The 16506-nt window shown below is 30.4% G+C and carries 18 protein-coding genes; 12 read left to right on the plus strand and 6 right to left on the minus strand.

Going from position 1 to position 16506, the window contains the following annotated elements; genetic code table 11:
- Nucleotides 1-4 precede the first annotated feature (4 nt).
- From BUA86_RS05480 to BUA86_RS05500, 5 genes are all read left to right on the plus strand, one after another.
- Nucleotides 5-1345, plus strand: a complete 1341-nt coding sequence (locus BUA86_RS05480) for a DNA double-strand break repair nuclease NurA (protein WP_072930616.1) — start codon at nt 5-7, stop codon at nt 1343-1345.
- Nucleotides 1342-2424 (plus strand): HNH endonuclease family protein, encoded by a 1083-nt coding sequence (locus tag BUA86_RS05485; protein ID WP_072930618.1) that lies wholly within the window; start codon nt 1342-1344, stop codon nt 2422-2424. The genes BUA86_RS05480 and BUA86_RS05485 overlap by 4 nt, the downstream gene beginning before the upstream one ends.
- Nucleotides 2425-2604: 180 nt before the next feature.
- Entirely contained in the window at nt 2605-3591 is a 987-nt protein-coding gene (locus BUA86_RS05490; protein WP_072930620.1) for an AAA family ATPase, read from the plus strand.
- 4 nt (nt 3592-3595) lie between these two features.
- The gene (locus tag BUA86_RS05495; RefSeq protein WP_072930622.1) at nt 3596-4486 is read left to right on the plus strand and encodes an HNH endonuclease family protein; all 891 of its coding nucleotides are present in this window, start codon (nt 3596-3598) and stop codon (nt 4484-4486) included.
- Nucleotides 4487-4797: 311 nt separating this feature from the next.
- On the plus strand, nt 4798-5223 hold the full coding sequence (locus BUA86_RS05500; protein WP_072930624.1) for a hypothetical protein: 426 nt from the start codon (nt 4798-4800) through the stop codon (nt 5221-5223).
- Between the two features lie 56 nt (nt 5224-5279).
- Here BUA86_RS05500 and BUA86_RS05505 read toward each other — a convergent pair whose 3' ends face one another.
- On the minus strand, nt 5280-5756 hold the full coding sequence (locus BUA86_RS05505) for a hypothetical protein (protein WP_072930626.1): 477 nt from the start codon (nt 5754-5756) through the stop codon (nt 5280-5282).
- A gap of 84 nt (nt 5757-5840) precedes the next feature.
- Entirely contained in the window at nt 5841-7319 is a 1479-nt protein-coding gene (locus BUA86_RS05510) for an aminotransferase-like domain-containing protein (protein ID WP_072930628.1), read from the minus strand.
- A gap of 72 nt (nt 7320-7391) precedes the next feature.
- On the opposite strand from BUA86_RS05510, the gene BUA86_RS05515 reads away from it, so the two are divergent.
- The 3 genes from BUA86_RS05515 to BUA86_RS05525 are packed head-to-tail and all read left to right on the plus strand — an operon-like array spanning nt 7392 to nt 8935.
- Nucleotides 7392-7856 (plus strand): GNAT family N-acetyltransferase, encoded by a 465-nt coding sequence (locus BUA86_RS05515; protein WP_072930629.1) that lies wholly within the window; start codon nt 7392-7394, stop codon nt 7854-7856.
- Nucleotides 7857-7873: 17 nt separating this feature from the next.
- Nucleotides 7874-8392: a GNAT family N-acetyltransferase gene (locus tag BUA86_RS05520; RefSeq protein ID WP_072930631.1), complete on the plus strand. Its 519-nt coding sequence runs from the start codon at nt 7874-7876 to the stop codon at nt 8390-8392.
- Between the two features lie 18 nt (nt 8393-8410).
- On the plus strand, nt 8411-8935 hold the full coding sequence (locus BUA86_RS05525) for a GNAT family N-acetyltransferase (protein WP_072930633.1): 525 nt from the start codon (nt 8411-8413) through the stop codon (nt 8933-8935).
- A 25-nt stretch (nt 8936-8960) separates the two neighbouring features.
- Here BUA86_RS05525 and BUA86_RS05530 read toward each other — a convergent pair whose 3' ends face one another.
- Both BUA86_RS05530 and BUA86_RS05535 read right to left on the minus strand, forming a co-directional pair.
- A complete protein-coding gene (locus BUA86_RS05530) occupies nt 8961-9299 on the minus strand; it encodes an avidin-fold protein (protein WP_072930634.1) in 339 nt (112 codons plus the stop codon).
- Between the two features lie 80 nt (nt 9300-9379).
- The gene (locus BUA86_RS05535; RefSeq protein ID WP_308419242.1) at nt 9380-10213 is read right to left on the minus strand and encodes an AraC family transcriptional regulator; all 834 of its coding nucleotides are present in this window, start codon (nt 10211-10213) and stop codon (nt 9380-9382) included.
- 83 nt (nt 10214-10296) lie between these two features.
- On the opposite strand from BUA86_RS05535, the gene BUA86_RS05540 reads away from it, so the two are divergent.
- From BUA86_RS05540 to BUA86_RS05550, 3 genes are read left to right on the plus strand one after another with little or no spacing between them, the layout of a single operon-like run.
- Nucleotides 10297-11244, plus strand: coding sequence for an NADP-dependent oxidoreductase (locus BUA86_RS05540; protein ID WP_072930636.1), 948 nt, complete (start codon nt 10297-10299; stop codon nt 11242-11244).
- Between the two features lie 12 nt (nt 11245-11256).
- Nucleotides 11257-12219, plus strand: a complete 963-nt coding sequence (locus tag BUA86_RS05545; protein ID WP_072930637.1) for an alpha/beta hydrolase — start codon at nt 11257-11259, stop codon at nt 12217-12219.
- Nucleotides 12216-12797 (plus strand): NAD(P)H-dependent oxidoreductase, encoded by a 582-nt coding sequence (locus BUA86_RS05550; protein ID WP_072930638.1) that lies wholly within the window; start codon nt 12216-12218, stop codon nt 12795-12797. The genes BUA86_RS05545 and BUA86_RS05550 overlap by 4 nt, the downstream gene beginning before the upstream one ends.
- A 53-nt stretch (nt 12798-12850) precedes the next feature.
- On the opposite strand, the gene msrB is transcribed toward BUA86_RS05550, so the two are convergent.
- Entirely contained in the window at nt 12851-13939 is a 1089-nt protein-coding gene (gene msrB, locus BUA86_RS05555) for a peptide-methionine (R)-S-oxide reductase MsrB (RefSeq protein WP_072930639.1), read from the minus strand.
- Between the two features lie 279 nt (nt 13940-14218).
- The gene (gene recR / locus BUA86_RS05560; protein WP_072930640.1) at nt 14219-14833 is read right to left on the minus strand and encodes a recombination mediator RecR; all 615 of its coding nucleotides are present in this window, start codon (nt 14831-14833) and stop codon (nt 14219-14221) included.
- Nucleotides 14834-14939: 106 nt separating this feature from the next.
- On the opposite strand from recR, the gene BUA86_RS05565 reads away from it, so the two are divergent.
- Nucleotides 14940-16496, plus strand: a complete 1557-nt coding sequence (locus BUA86_RS05565) for a sodium:solute symporter (protein ID WP_072930641.1) — start codon at nt 14940-14942, stop codon at nt 16494-16496.
- The last annotated feature ends 10 nt before the right edge of the window (nt 16497-16506 follow it).

The following is a 16506-nucleotide window of genomic DNA, read 5'->3' on the forward strand; positions in this document are numbered from 1 at the left end:
TATTATGGCATACAGTAGCAGAACAGGTAAACGTCCTGATGAATTAGCCAGTAAATCATCTCATTCATTTATAATAAATGATGAAGAGGTTCGATCATTTTTGGAAAATTGCGAATATCCCAAATCCGAAGAAGAAGTAGAATTGGATAAATCTCTTGTCATCAAAGTTCAATATCCCGATGAGAATCCAATTGAGCATATTATAGCAATGGACGGTGGTTACGCTACTATTCCGGTAAAGAAAACATTTCCTTCTTCATTGATAACATTTTTTCAATTTGGAGAGATTTTTCTAAATACCGAAGATTTAAATAACATTTCCGAAATGCCATTTATTTCTAGGGAATCAATGTCAGCACTTAAAGACTTAGAAAGAAGCAAATTAATACTTCCAACAAAAAACGTTTCATATAACAGCAATATTACTTTAACTCATTCCGTTCGCCGAACAATTTATGAATACTTTAGAAAGAAAGGAGATGAAAAGAATAATTTACTTTCTACAACATATTGGCTAATTTTTAATTTGTTTGACCAACCTGTGGATAGTTTTAACATAACCACTTGTCCGTATTGTGAAGAAAAAAATCAAAATATTTTACGTGCAAATTTCAACAGCGAATACACGACTAACTGCCCGGAATGTAATGGAATCTTATATCTGACAGACTGTTTCAGATTACATGAAGTGATTGATGATGAACTCGGAGCTGGTGGTATCCTTGGCTATTTAGTTAATTTAATCGAACAGATAAACATTATACATACAATCAAGTACATCAAAGAAACACAGCCTAAATTACTGGATAAATTTTTCTTTATTAAAGATGGACCGCTAGCATTTTTTGGACAAACAGCCAATATGCATAAACATGTTCGGAAATTATGTAATTACTTATTTAGTAATCATAACTTATTTTTAGCAGGTTTAGAAAAATCAGGAGCATTTGTAGAACATGCAGATGAAATCAAAAATCTATTAGAACCAGGAGAAGCTTTATTGCTTAACAATAAACACATTTACACTTATATTTTACCAGGTCCTTCTGATAACCCAGAACCATACGCACATACTTCATATTATAGTTCGAAGATTATTTTTAAGTCAAGGGATGAAAGAGTATATGTTATTACACTTCCTGTTGAAAATGAAAACATAGTACTGAATCCACAAAAGACTGATTTTAAAAATCTGGATACAATACTTTGGAATATAGAAAAGCTAAGATGTGATATGTATGATAATTCAATTGTACCAGTGGCTTTAGCGAATAAGCTCATTTCACTATCTAGCCACCCGAGTTCAAGTATTTTGGAAAAATTTGCTAAAAAACATACAAAATGATTTACGTAGAAAGAAATATCATTTCTCTGCCAGAAGTTTTTTATTCAAAGGAAGTCGAAATAGCAAAAAAAAGACTGGAAGAATTCTATTTATCTTCTGAAGGAAATAAAAGTCAAAGAAGATTTTCCAATCCGTTTAATGTAAAAATTGCTAAAGAAATAAAATATCCTTTAAAAGACTTGTTTAAACATAAATGTGCTTATTGTGAGTCCCTAATCCATCCTGCTGCTGCTGCTGGCGATTTAGATCATTTTAGACCTAAGGGTGGTGCAAGAGGATTAGAAACAGATTTTTCCAATGAACATTATTGGTGGCTATCCTATGAGTGGAGAAATATATATTATTCTTGTCAGATGTGTAATAGATATAAATCTACTTGGTTTCCAGTTGAAGGACATCGAATAAATATATTGGCTCCGTATGAAGAAACTATATTTAAAGAAAAAGCTTTGCTAATTGATCCTTGTAATGATAGACCTGAAGATCATCTCATATATGATGAGGATGGAAAAGTTGATTTTTTAACTTCAAAAGGAAAAATTACAATTGAAATACTAAAGCTTAATCGTCATGAACTAGTTGAAGCAAGAAGTTTAAAATTAAAAGACCTCTATAGTGAATGGGAACTATTTACAAAGTTATTTAGACGAGAGAAAACCAATCGAAAGAAAATAAAAAAAATTGCAGAAGATTGGGAATTATTATTTACACAATTTTCAGAAAATACTTATTTAGGGATTCAACGATATATGCTTTCAAAATGGATTGCTAATAATCCTAATGTTCAAGGATATTTATCCAATAGAGAATATAATCGAGAATTTATCAAAGAATATATTCCCCTTAAAGAAACATCGAAATATTTGGAGAACTTCCAAAGCATAGAGCAACTTAACGAAGAAGAAAAAAAAATAATCGAAGAGAAGCTAAATATCGATCAATTAAAACATGTTTATATAGAAAAAATCGAAATAAATAATTTTAAATGCTTCTCGAATATTCAGATTAATCTTAATGATAGCAATATAGAAGAAATTACAAATCAGCTTGAAAGTACTGAGATAAAAAATGAACCCTGATTATTATTTTTAGGGGAAAATGGTGTAGGCAAGAGCTCCTTATTAAAAGCTATAGTAATTGGCTTATGTGGAGGAGAATATCTAAAAAAATTAGAGATAAAAGGTAAAGACCTTCTAAAACATAGAGCAAGAAATGGATTTATTCGAATACATCTTGTAGGAGCAATACAACCTATAGAGGTGACCTTTAATAAAACAGAAATTAAAACTACACTGCATCAGCCTATAGTTAATATTGTAGCTTATAATTCTATACGTTTAAAACCAAAAGAAGGAAAAATTCAACCTGAAAAAGGAGATTTTTACGGAGCTAAAGCCAAAAATCTATTTGACTATACATTTTCTCTAATAGATGCTGATAGTTGGTTAGTTAAATTATTCAAGAAAGATAAAGATGCTTTTGACCGAGTTGCAATATCTCTAAAAGATTTAATGCTTCTGGAAAATGATGACACTATAAGTATTGTAAAAAATCAACCAGTAATAAAAAGGAATGGCGATGTTTTTTCAATTGATGAACTGAGTGATGGATATAGATCGATCTTCTATTTAGCGGTTGATATCATGGCTACTTTAGCAGGAGAAAATGTAACATTTGATTTAGCAGAAGGAATGGTACTTATTGATGAAATAGGTACTCATTTGCATCCACGTTGGAGAATGGAAGTGGTTACACGTCTAAGAAAAGCTTTCCCTAAAATCCGCTTCGTAGTAACAACACATGAACCACTTTGTCTGAGAGGATTAAGAGCTGGAGAAACTGTTGTACTTACTAAAAATCAAGAAAATGAAGTAATAGCGTTAACGGAGTTGCCAGATCCAAGCGAACTACGAGTAGATCAGATATTGACTTCCGATTTTTTTGGATTAAAAAGCACAATAGATCCTGAAACAGAAAGACTTTTTGATGAATATTATGCAATTCTTGCTTTGGAGGAAAAAGATAGAAGTGAAGGACAAAAAAATCGTCTTTTAGATCTAAGCCAGATTATTCCCCGTATTAAACATTTGGGAGATACAGAACGTGAAGAGCTTACCTATTATGTAATTGATGAATTGCTTGCCCGTAAGACAAGAGAAGATGGTTTGAAAATCAAAAAAGATTTAGAAACGGAGGCATTGAAACGGGTTGAAAGTATATGGAAAACCCTAGATACAAAAAAATAATGCGATGATAAAGGTAGATAGAACAAAAGTATCTAAGCCTCTAGCATTAGATAAAAAAGTAAAAGGAAAGACAGAAACGGAAAAGGCAATTGAATATTATACCAATCCAGCTTTTGATGGAGAAACAAACTTTAAGTTTAAAGTATATTCTGATCCTGAAGTAAAAGAGACTTTAATAAAGTTATTCAAAGGGAAGTGTGCCTACTGTGAAAGCACCTTTCTGCATGTTTATTCTGGGGATGTTGAGCATTTTCGCCCTAAAGGAGAAATTGAAGAAGCAGATCCAGATAAGAAACCAGGTTATTATTGGTTAGCTGCAGATTGGGATAATTTGTTGTTGTCTTGTAGAAATTGTAATCAAAAGCTATCTCATTCCATGTACGGAATAGGAACAAAAAAAACAATGGGGAAAATGAACCAATTCCCTCTGTCAGATGTGACAAAATATGTACGTAAGCATGATAATGTTAATGGAATTGCAGATGAAGAACCATATAGACTTTTACTAAATCCATGTATTGATAATCCCGAAGATCATTTAGAATATGGTGAGGAAGGTGTCATTCGCCCAAAAAAAGATGAGGATGGAAACGAAAGTATAATGGCTAAAAAATCAATAGATGTTTATGTTTTACAGAGAATGTATCTTGTCCAATCTCGGGAAAAGAAACTTATTGAGATACAGGCACAAATACAAAGAGTGAAAGAAGCCACTGAAAATTATAATGATACTATTGGATCTCCAGACACAACAAAGAAATTTTACTTTGAACGAATTTTAAAAAGAGAGATGGAGAGACTAAAAAAGTTCTTAAATCCAGAAGAAGAGTATGTTGGTATGGCAAGACAAGTAGTGGGAGAGTTTTTAAGATTAAATTTTGGTATTACTATATAATTATGAACTGGGTAAAAGAAAATAGAAATCAACTTGCTATAAATAACTATGTAAGAAAAGTAGATGCAAAAACGAATTATTGGTTTGATTTATTATAGGGAAGAATTAACCATTATAAGAAGCTAACAAGAGATAATTTCAATATTATTATTTTTGGGAAGACGAATTTCACTACCATTTCGAACAATAATACTGCCGATTTGAAGAGTTTTTAAAAAACTATGAACTCAAAGAAAACTCTTCAAAACACCCCAACCCCACTTGGTATTATTTTTGACTATTTTAGTTTATTATTTTTTAAAATTAAAAGCATGAAAAAAATTATATTATTATCAGCAGGATTATTAGCTTTTGTAGCATGTGATAATCAGAAAAAAGATTCTACAGAAAAATTAGATACACCAATTGAAAAACCAATCGGAGTAAACAAGGATGAGCATGGTTGCAACTCAGCAGCTGGACAAACTTGGAGTGAGTTAAAAAGTTCTTGTATTCAAGTTTTTAATGTTGGAGAGAGATTGAATCCAATAGATACAAAACAAGATGAGGCAGTTATTAGTGCGTTTGTGGTTTATAATGACGATAAATCGAAGTTAGAATTATTTTTAGCAGATAAACCAAATGTAATTTTAGAAAAATCTGAAGGAAGCTTTTATCAGAATGACACCTATAAATTCGATACAAAAGAATCTGCTCTTTATATAAATGGTGAGAAAAAGTACATTGCAGAGAAATAGTCTTTGTACACATTATAATTATCCAAAAAGCCAATGTAAAACATTGGCTTTTTATTTTATTGTTTGAGAAGAGAAATTTTATAATATACTCTTTTATCATTCATTAGTTTTTCTTTAGATTTAACTAAGAAATTCATTTCGATATATTTATTTTTTAGATTCAAAAATATTTCACCATTCATATTTACAATTCTATAATTATAAACATTCTGATCTTTAGTAACATAACAAGATGGAGGTTCCTCAGAGCTTTGACAATCAATTAGGTTTACTTTTCCATTTTTATAGAATCTAAATTCTACAGTTCTGCAAAATTCATTTTTATCTTTTGCTAAAGAACTTGTAAAAAGCTCAACTTCATTTGAATTATAAAAAATACTATCTTGATTATTAGTCAATATAGTATGTTCGGAAGAATAATTATTTTTTGAGTACTCTTTTATTGAATTATTTATTAATTCTTTTAGTTCTTTTTTCGTTATTTCTTGACAAAACCCGAATGTTGATAGTAGTAAAAATATAATGTATTTCATCTGTATAAATTTAGCACTTGATTCCTTATTTCACAAAGACAGTGTAATATTCTTTATAATTAAAGTTTATTTCAAATAATACCATCAAACCAACCCTTTTAAAATATGTACACTATCAGCTAACTGTTCAATACTTGATGAAGCAAAACCTAATCGAATTGCATTTTCATTATAAGTAGGATATTGATGCATTTTTCCATCTGATATATATAACCCTCTAGCATAAGCTTTTTGAGAGAGAACATCTAAATTAATACGTTTATCAAATTTTGTCCATACGGTCATTCCTCCATCCGGAATCGTAAAATTCACAACCTCATCTAATTCGTTGCTTAGTAAATTACAAAAGTAATCACGTCTTTCTTCATAAATAGTTAAAGCCTTTCTTACATAACGTTGTACCGTACCATCGTTTAATAACTCTGCCATTGCATTATCAAGAATATGATCTCCTTGCCTATCCAATAACATTCGCACATTGGCAAGATGTTTAATTACATTTTCAGATGCAACCAAATAGCCCATACGAAAAGCTGGAGAAAAACTTTTGCTAAAAGAACCACAATAAATTACCATTCCATTTTCGTCGGCACTTGCAAGAGGTAATAATGGTCGATGAGCATAATGAAAATCGAAATCATAATCGTCTTCAAAAATGATAAAACCATATTCATTCGCTAATCGCAATAACTCTAATCTTCTATCTATCCGAAGTGATACTGTTGTAGGATAATGATGATGAGGTGTTACATAAACCATTCTCACCTTTTTTTGCTTACAAATTTTCTTTAATTTATCTATAACCAAACCATGTTCATCTACAGGAATACCAATATGATTTGCTTTTGCATGCAAAAAATTATGTTCTGCTCTTTGCCAACCTGGAATACCAGATACCACGACATCTCCAGGTTTAATAAGCGCTGTGCAAACAAGATTTATTCCCATTAATGTTCCACGAATAGACAATATATTTTCTTCTGTGGTATTTAATCCTCTGCTGTCATTTAAATAACGAGACAATGCTTGCTTGTAAAATTCGGAACCATCGGGAGATCCATAACTTCCAAATTTTTGGTAGATTCCACTTCGTGTTAGTTGATTGCGATAAGCTCTATAAAGTTCTTTTAGAGGTGCCAATTTCGGATCTGGATAACCATCATCTAAATGATAAGTTACATTCGGGACAAAATAGGGATTAGAAAGATATTCTTTTTCATTTAAACTAAAACCTGCTATTTTCTGACCTTTATTAATCGTATCTTGTTGCAGTTTTGTTGGTTCAACTTCTGGAATATGAGAAGATACAAACGTCCCTTTTCCTACAAAGCTTTCTAGCCAACCTTGCATTTGTAATTCTTCGAATGCTTTTGATACCGTGATTCTATTAATTCCTACTAATTTTGCTAAATCTCTTGATGAAATTAATTTTTGTCCCGACCTTAAATTTCCTTTTTTAATAAGCAAAAGTATAGCATCCGACAATTGAAGATAAATTGCTCTTTCTGCTGAAGTATCTAACTGTATTTCTCGAAAAATATTTTCTAAAATTGGACTATCCATTTTATAAGTATTGGTCTACAAATATAATCCAATCTATAATTAATTTTGAATTAATAATTTAGATAGGAAATAATGAATAAATCAGAAATTAAAATAAGAAAGGCCACTGAAGCTGATAGTGAAAAGCTTTGGGTACTGATGAGAGATTTAGCCATATTCGAAAAATATATTGATGTTTTTGCAATTACACCCGAAATTGTAAAAGAGAAGGGATTTCGTAAAAATCCTCCAGATTTTTATTGTATTATAGCGGAAGATAATAAGCATATTGCAGGAATTTTAGTTTATTATTTTCTTCCTTATACAGCTCAAAACAGACCTGCTATTTATATGAAAGAGCTTTATGTTGATGAAAAATATAGAGGTCAAAAAATTGGAGAAGAATTAATGAATGCTTTAAAAGAAGAAGCTACACTAAATAATTGTACTCAAATAAAATGGACTGTCGCTCCTTGGAATGATGGTGGTAAAAAATTTTATGAGCGTTTAGGTGCCAAAGAAAATACAGCATGGCTAAATTACGAATGGAATGTTTAAAATAGGATAAGACAGAAATGGAAAATATAACAGTTAGAAAAATTACAACAGTAGATTTAACTACGTTACAAAAAATAGGTAGACAAACTTTCTTTGAGACTTTTTCGGAAAGTAATTCTGAAGAAAATATGTCTGAGTATTTAGAGAATGGTTTCTCGGTAGATAAACTAACAGAAGAATTAAATAATGAAAATTCAGCGTTTTATTTTGCTACAATCAATGATGAAGTAATAGGATATTTAAAAGTTAATTTTGGAAGTTCTCAAACCGAATTACAGGATAAAAGTAGTTTAGAAATTGAACGCATTTACGTTTTACAGGAATATCATGGTAAAAAAGTAGGTCAAATTTTATATGAGAAAGCAATTGAAATAGCCAATGATAAAAATGTAAACTATATTTGGTTAGGTGTTTGGGAAGAGAATCCTAGAGCTATTCGATTTTATGAAAAGAATGGTTTTGTAGCGTTTGATAAACATGTTTTCAGATTAGGAAATGATGAGCAAACAGATATCATGATGAAAAAAGTGTTATAAATTATAAAATTCTTGAATATGAACTTTAGCATTCAGACTAAATTAGAGAATGAAAAAACGATTCTTTATCCTCTACAAGATAAAGATTTTGATGTTTTATATGCTGTTGCTTCCGATCCTAAGATATGGGAACAACATCCTAATAAAAACCGTTGGCAAAAAGATGTTTTTAAAACATTTTTTGATGGCGCGTTACAAAGTAAAGGTGCTTTTTTAATTGTAGATAAAGCAACTGGAAATGTAATTGGAAGTACACGATTTTATGATTATAACGAGGAAGAAGATAGCATATTTATTGGCTATACTTTTTATGGTGTTGATTCGTGGGGTAAAGGAATTAATCGTTTGGTAAAAGAAACAATGTTAGACTATATTTTTCAATTTGTTTCGAAAGTACATTTTCATATTGGAGCAGATAATATTCGTTCTCAAATTGCAATCTCAAGAATTGGAGCTGAGAAAATAGCGGAACAAGAAGTGGCTTATTTTGGTGAGCCTTCGAGATTAAATTATGTTTATGAAATAAAGAAAAAGGTTATTTAATTAAATAACCTTTTTTATCGTTCTTTTATATTTCTTCGATGATGGATTCTCCTTTCGATCTATCTCCAGATGTCCATTCCCAAACTTCGTGTAATCTAATTTTTCCATTACTCATTATCTCTGGCATAGATTTACATACACCCGTCATTAATTCTCCTTTTGTATTAATTTGATGGTAACGCATGTCTATAGTTCCATTTTCATCTACTAAACCAATTAAGTGTCCGTATTTTATTTGTCCACCAGCATATTCTGCTTGTAAAATATTATCGGTCTGTTTGTAATGAAAAACTGTTTCATTCGTCGTTTCTCCATTTTCTGTATTACTTACAGGACGAAACTTTTTATTGTTATAATTAATCATTCTTTTATTCTTAACTGAATAAAATTAAATAAAAAACATAAAATAGATTCTGTATCTACCAATAAATATGTTTTTCTATTCTAAGCCTCTACATTTCGAAAAGCTTTTAAACTTAAACCTTTATGTCTTTTAAAAAATTTATTGATGTGACTTTCATCTGTGAATCCAAATTCATCAGCTATTTCATGAATTCGTTTATCGCTAAAACGTAGACGATGTTCAATTAATCGAATTCTGTAAGAAGAAATATAATGCTGTAATGATTCGTTGCATTGTTTTCTAAAAAAGCTTCCTAAATAAGTAGGCGAAAAACCAAATTTATCTGCTATAACTGTAATTCTAAGTAATTCTGGATAGCGGATATTTTCTTGTATATAATCTATTACCTGAAGAATTCGTTGGTCAATAGTTAACGAAGTCGAGTTCGGTTTTACAAGCGCTAAGTTTCTTGCTGCAATTACCAAAATAGAATTAACCAGATGTCGAATTAAATCTTCGGTATATATTCCTACATATTCTACTGATTGTTGTAAATTCTGAATTAATGATTCGACTATTTTTTTGTCTTGTTCATTCACAAGTAACGAACCCGATAAGTCAGAGGCGTAATACAATAAACATTCAATGTGATCTATACTTTTCCATTGGTATTCTCTAATATAATTTTCTCCAAAACGCATCACCATAAATTCACATGTACCATCTAAATCAAAATCATGAGAATCATTTGGTGTAATAAGAAATAAATCTCCTTTGCTGTAAGAAAATCTATTTCCATTTACTGTATGAAGCCCCACTCCTTCTATGACATATACCATCTCGAAAAAATTAAAAGCTCTTTCTCTTAAAGGACATTCATCTACTTTTTCATAAAACACCTCTAGTGATTGATAAATATTTTCTCTTGCCATCATTCAAAGATACCTAAATACACTTAAAATGTACCTGTTTTTATCTTATTCATCGGTCTATTTTTGCTTATCAATAAATTAATTATATGAAAGCGATTGTATTAGAAAATTTTGGAGGTGTGGAAAACCTCATCTATAAAAACATAGAAACTCCTACAATTAAAGAAGATGAAGTTCTTATAAAAGTAAAAGCAATTAGTATTAATCCTGTCGATATAAAAGTGCGTAACAGACAAGCTCCTTTAGCTGAAGATTTAAAAATTTATTCTCCTTTAATTTTGGGTTGGGACATTTCTGGAGAAGTTATTAAAATTGGAAATAAGGTAACCAATTTTAAACTTGGTAATGAGGTTTTTGGAATGATAAACTTTGTTGGACATGGAAAAGCTTATGCAGAATATGTTGCAGCACCAGCTAATCAATTAGCATTAAAACCCAAAAATATAACTCATGTAGAAGCAGCAGCAAGTTGCTTGGCTGCTTTAACAGCTTGGCAAGCATTTCATCATTACGGAAAATTAAGACCAAAAGATAAAGTTCTTATACATGCTGCGGCTGGTGGTGTAGGTCATTTTGCGATACAAATTGCAAAATATATCGGTGTATATGTTATTGCAAGTTCATCTGCCAACAACAGAGATTTTGTTTTACATCTTGGAGCCGATGAACATATTGATTATAAAACAGCTTCATTTGAAAAACTACTTCATGATATAGATTTTGTATTGGAATCTATCGGAGGAGAGAATTTTCAGAAATCTGTAAGCGTATTAAAACATTTTGGTTCTATTGTTACGCTACCTTCTGGTCATACAAAAGATGATGAATTAAAAGCAGAAGAAAAAAATTTACATGCTTGTTATTTTATGTCTGTTTTCTCTAATAAGCATGATATAGAATCTATTGCCAATCTATTAGAGCAAAATATTTTAAAACCTCATATTTCTAAAGTTTTTGATTTTGATGAAATGCACAAAGCTCATTTAGAAATTGAAACAGGAAGAACTGTCGGAAAAATTGTTGTACAAATTTAACTCTATCCAATTATGAATAAGATTATAGAAAAAATAGATCCTGAATTATGGAAAGCAATACAATCAAGTCCCTTTAATGAAATTGAATATGAGGATTTACTAATTAATCATCCAGAGAAAATAAGAGAAGACGAAGCTAGATTAACAATTGGAGAAATTATTGAAATTCCAAAACAATTACATCTTGAAAATATCGAAATACCCTCTTCTGAAAAAGATAGAACAATTAGATTAAGAACCTACAGACCAAAGGGTAAAAAAAATCTGCCTATTTTAATTTACTTTCATGGAGGTGCATTTATTTATGGAACACCAGAACAATATGATTTCATTTTTTACAAATTAGCTTTAGACGCTGAATTGTTAATTGTGTCTGTTGATTATAGACTAGCTCCGGAATATCAATTTCCTGCTGCAATGGAAGATGGATACGACACATTATTATGGTTATCAGAACATGCTCAACAATTAGATGGTGATAAAAAGAAAATGATTATTGGAGGAAGTAGTGCTGGAGCTACAATTGCTACCTCAATTACTCATTTGGCAAGAGATAAAAAAGAAGTAAAGATTAATCATCAGTATTTATTGTATCCTCCTATGAGTCATCTTTTGCAAACTACTTCTATGCAAGAGTTAGCAAATGCACCAATGCAAACAAAAGAAGCTGCTAAATGGATGTGGACACATTATTTAAACAATCAGTTATCCAATCCTTCTCAATATGCTGTTCCATTACTAGAAGATAATTTTCAAAATCTTCCACCTGCTACCATCATAACATGCGAATTAGATCCATTAAAAGATGAAGCAGTAATTTATGCTGACTTATTAAAAGAAGCTGGAATAATGGTCAATTTATATGAAATAAAGGGAGCTGTTCATGCTTTCGATTTCTTTGAATGTACTTTATCAGATAATTTCTATCATCAGCAAGTAAAAATTTTTAATCAAATTAAACATCAATTAAAATGAAAAAAATAGTCGTAATCAATGGTCATCCTAACAAAGAAAGTTTTAATCACGCATTAGCAAATGCCTACATAGAAGCTGCTATAAATAAAGGTGCAGAAGTTAAATATATTTCAATTGGAGAATTAGAGTTTAATCCAAATTTAGAATTTGGTTATCAGAAAAGAATGGAATTAGAACCAGATTTGGTACAAGCTTTAGAAACTATAAAATGGAGCGATCATCAAGTTTGGATACATCCCATTTGGTGGTTAGGAATGCCTGCTATAATGAAAGGTTTTTTCGATAGAGCTTTTCTTCCCAGCATTACTTTCAAAACAATTAAAGGCAAAACCACTCAAGGTTTGTTAACAAGTGATACAGCTAGAATAATTACTACTGCGGGCGATTTATCTTATCATGAATATGAGAAAACATATCATTTAAGTGGACTTGTTCAATTACAAAAAGGAATTTTAGAATACTGTGGAGTATCATCCATAGAAAATAATTTTATTGGTCCTTTGAATGATTTAACTGAAAATGAAAGATTGCAATGGATAGAAAGAATAAAAGAAATAGCAATTAACGATGCTATATGATTTCAGATTAATCAAAAAAAATCCCAATGTAAACATTGGGATTTTTTTTGATTTTATTTTTTCTTCTCAACTAAGGGAATGTATTTCTCATATCCTTTCGCTTTCATTTCTGCTAATGGAATAAATTTTAAAGAAGCACTATTAATACAGTATCTTAATCCTCCTTTTTCTTTAGGACCATCATCAAAAACATGACCTAAATGAGCATCACCTGTTTTACTTCTCACCTCTGTTCTTTCCATTCCAAGAGTATTGTCCTTTTCTTCTTGTATCAATTTTGGACTAATTGGTTTAGAAAAACTTGGCCAACCACAACCTGCATCATATTTATCTGAAGAAGCGAATAAAGGCTCACCAGTTGTAATATCTACATAAATCCCTTCTCTAAACTCTTTATCATACTCGTTACTATAAGGTCTTTCTGTTGCACTATTTTGCGTTACTTCGTATTGTAAAGGAGTTAAAACTTTTTTAAGTTCTTCTTTATCCTTTTTAGTATATTCACTTTTAGAAGCAGGATTTGCATTGCGTGCAATCTCAAACATAGCCGGTGTTATATGACAATATCCACCAGGATTCTTAGTTAAATAATCTTGATGATAATTTTCTGCATCATAAAAATTATGAATTGGCTCTGCTTCTATCACAATTTTTTGATCGTATTGTTTTGATAAAGCAGCTAATTTTTCTTTTATAAGCTTCTCATCTTGTTTATTATTAAAATAGATTCCCGTTCTGTATTGCGTTCCTCTATCATTTCCTTGTTTGTTAAGACTTGTAGGGTCTATTGTTTTTAAATATAAATCGATCAACAAACCTAAATCTACTACTTTCGGATCATACGTTACTTTTACTGTTTCGGCAAAACCTGTATCGCCAGAAACCACATCTTCGTAAGTAGGATTTTTTATTTTTCCGTTTGCATAACCTGTTGTTGTTTTGGTTACGCCACGTACTTGTTTAAAAAAGTGTTCTGTTCCCCAAAAACAACCTCCTGCAAAATATATTTCGTTTGAATTACTGTCCATAATATTTTCGTTTGTACTGATTAATTTTTCTTTATTCTTATTACTCTTACAACCGAAGCTTGCAAATAAAACGCCAGTTATAAGAATTGTTCCAATGATGAATAGATTTCTCATGATTCCTTATTTTTTTATTGATGTAAAAAGTGTAATTCTAAATCCTAGATACAGAATATCTTTTAGTAAAAAAGAAGTCTGTAACAGGAATACCGTCTATATTTTTTTCAAGTATTAGGTATGGTAAATAAGTAACTAATTGCTACTATAAAGATACAAATAACTACAATATTTAAATAATTTTAAAGCGAATAGAATATGATGTATAATTATCTTTTAATCATACAACAAATTACAAACCAATGTCAAAAAAAGGAAAGTTAAAAATATGCTACTTTATTAAAACTTATTATCTGAATAAGGAATACGATGTTGAATAGAACGAACTAAAGTAGCTTCATCAGCGTACTCTAACTCATCTCCCACTCCTAGCCCTCTAGCTATAGTAGAAAAAATAATGTTAGTTTCTTTTAACTGACGATATAAATAGAAGACTGTCGTATCACCTTCCATTGTAGAACTCAATGCAAAAATAATTTCTTTTACCTCTTCATTTTTTACACGATTCACTAAAGTATCAATATTTAATTGTCCTGGTCCAATCCCTTCCATTGGCGATATTTTACCTCCTAAAACGTGATATTGACCTCTAAATTGACCTGTATTTTCTATCGCCATTACATCTCGCACATCTTCTACAACACAAATTGTTGTTTCGTCACGCAATGGATTACTGCAAATTTCACATACATCATCATCAGAAATTGTATGACAATGTTTGCAATATTTTACATCGTTCACCAAATGTGCTAACGCTTCAGACAATGCTGTAGTTTGAGATTTTGGTCTATTAAGCATATGTAAAACCAGTCGCAATGCCGTCCTTTTACCAATTCCTGGTAAATTAGACATTTCTTCTACTGCTTTTTCTAGTACCTTACTGGGATAGTTCATCTGATAAAAAAATTATAGAATGCAAATTTACACTTTATCTGTGTAAAATTAATCTTCCTCATTTACTCAAAAATACTAAATTTGGACATATTTACTAAATATCAATATGAATTCAACAATTTTACTGCTTTGTGTCATCGTATACTTTGTGGGACTTTTAGTTATCTCTTACTTCACGAGCCGAAATTCGGACAACCAATCTTTTTTTAACGGAAATAAAAAAAGTAAATGGTGGCTAGTAGCTTTCGGTATGATTGGAACAAGTTTAAGTGGTGTTACATTTATTTCTGTTCCGGGGACAGTTGGAAAACTAACGGGGACAGAATACATTTATGGTGGTTTCGAATATTACATGATGGTAATTGGTTTTTTCCTTGGTTACTTTATCGTAGCAGGAGTTTTATTACCCTTGTATTACCGTATGAATTTAACCTCTATTTATACCTACTTAGGAAAACGTTTTAATGTAGAAGCACATAAAATGGGTTCGGTATTCTTTATTATATCTCGAGGAATTGGCGCTACAGCACGTTTGTATTTAGTAGTTAATGTATTGCAAATATTTTTATTAGATAATCTTGGAGTTCCATTTTGGGCAACAACTTTTGTCTTATTATTAATGATATTATTGTACACGTTTGAAGGTGGTGTAAAAACAATTGTTGTTACTGATACCTTACAAACTTCATTTATGATTATTAGTTTAATTGCTTGTATTTGGTTTATCTTATCTCAACTTAATTTATCTGTTAGTGAGGCTTATGATGTGATGCAAGCAAAGAATTATACGCACTTTATTAATCTTGATCCTAATTCTAAAACCTATTTCTTAAAAACAATTTTAGGAGGAATGTTTATTACAATTGCAATGACAGGATTAGATCAAGAAATGATGCAGAAAAATATTTCTGTAGATAATCTAAAAAACTCAAAAAAGAACATGTTAACCTTTGCAGGAACTTTACTTATTGTAAATCTTGCTTTTCTTTTTCTTGGTGGATTGCTTTATTTATATGCAATGAGCAAAGGAGGTTTTTACACTGCTGACGGTTTTATGATGCAACAAGGCGGACAAAATATTATGGGAGATGATATGTTTCCTGCTTTGTCTCTTTTAGGAGAACATTTCCCAATGGCTATTGCAATTATTTTTATTATTGGATTAATTTCTGCTTTATTTCCTTCTGCAGATGGTGCCTTAACAGCTGTTACAAGTTCTTTTTGTGTGGATTTATTAAACTTAAATAATGATGAAAATAAAACTGAAAAAGAGAAAAAGAAAATCAGAATAAGAGTTCATTTAATTTTCACAATCATTTTCTTTATTTTGATTATGCTGTTTAAAATTATCAATAATAAATCTATTATTTACCTTGTAATGGAGGTTGCTGGTTATACTTACGGTCCTCTTTTAGGATTATTTGCTTTTGGAATTTTAACGAAACGAAATATTTATAAACAATTTGCAATTGTAATTGTTGCTTTATTAGCTCCAGTTATAACGTATATCATCAACGAATTGGTTACAAACTTTACAGATTATAGAATTGGTGTAGAATTAATTATCCTAAATGGATTATTAACTTTTATCGGTTTATGGTTAGTGAGTAGCCAACGTAGAATTGAAGAAGATAAAGATCTTGGGATAACAACAAAATTATAATTGGAAAGAT

The sequence above is a fragment of the Chishuiella changwenlii genome (assembly GCF_900142565.1).
GTDB classification, from domain to species: domain Bacteria; phylum Bacteroidota; class Bacteroidia; order Flavobacteriales; family Weeksellaceae; genus Empedobacter; species Empedobacter changwenlii.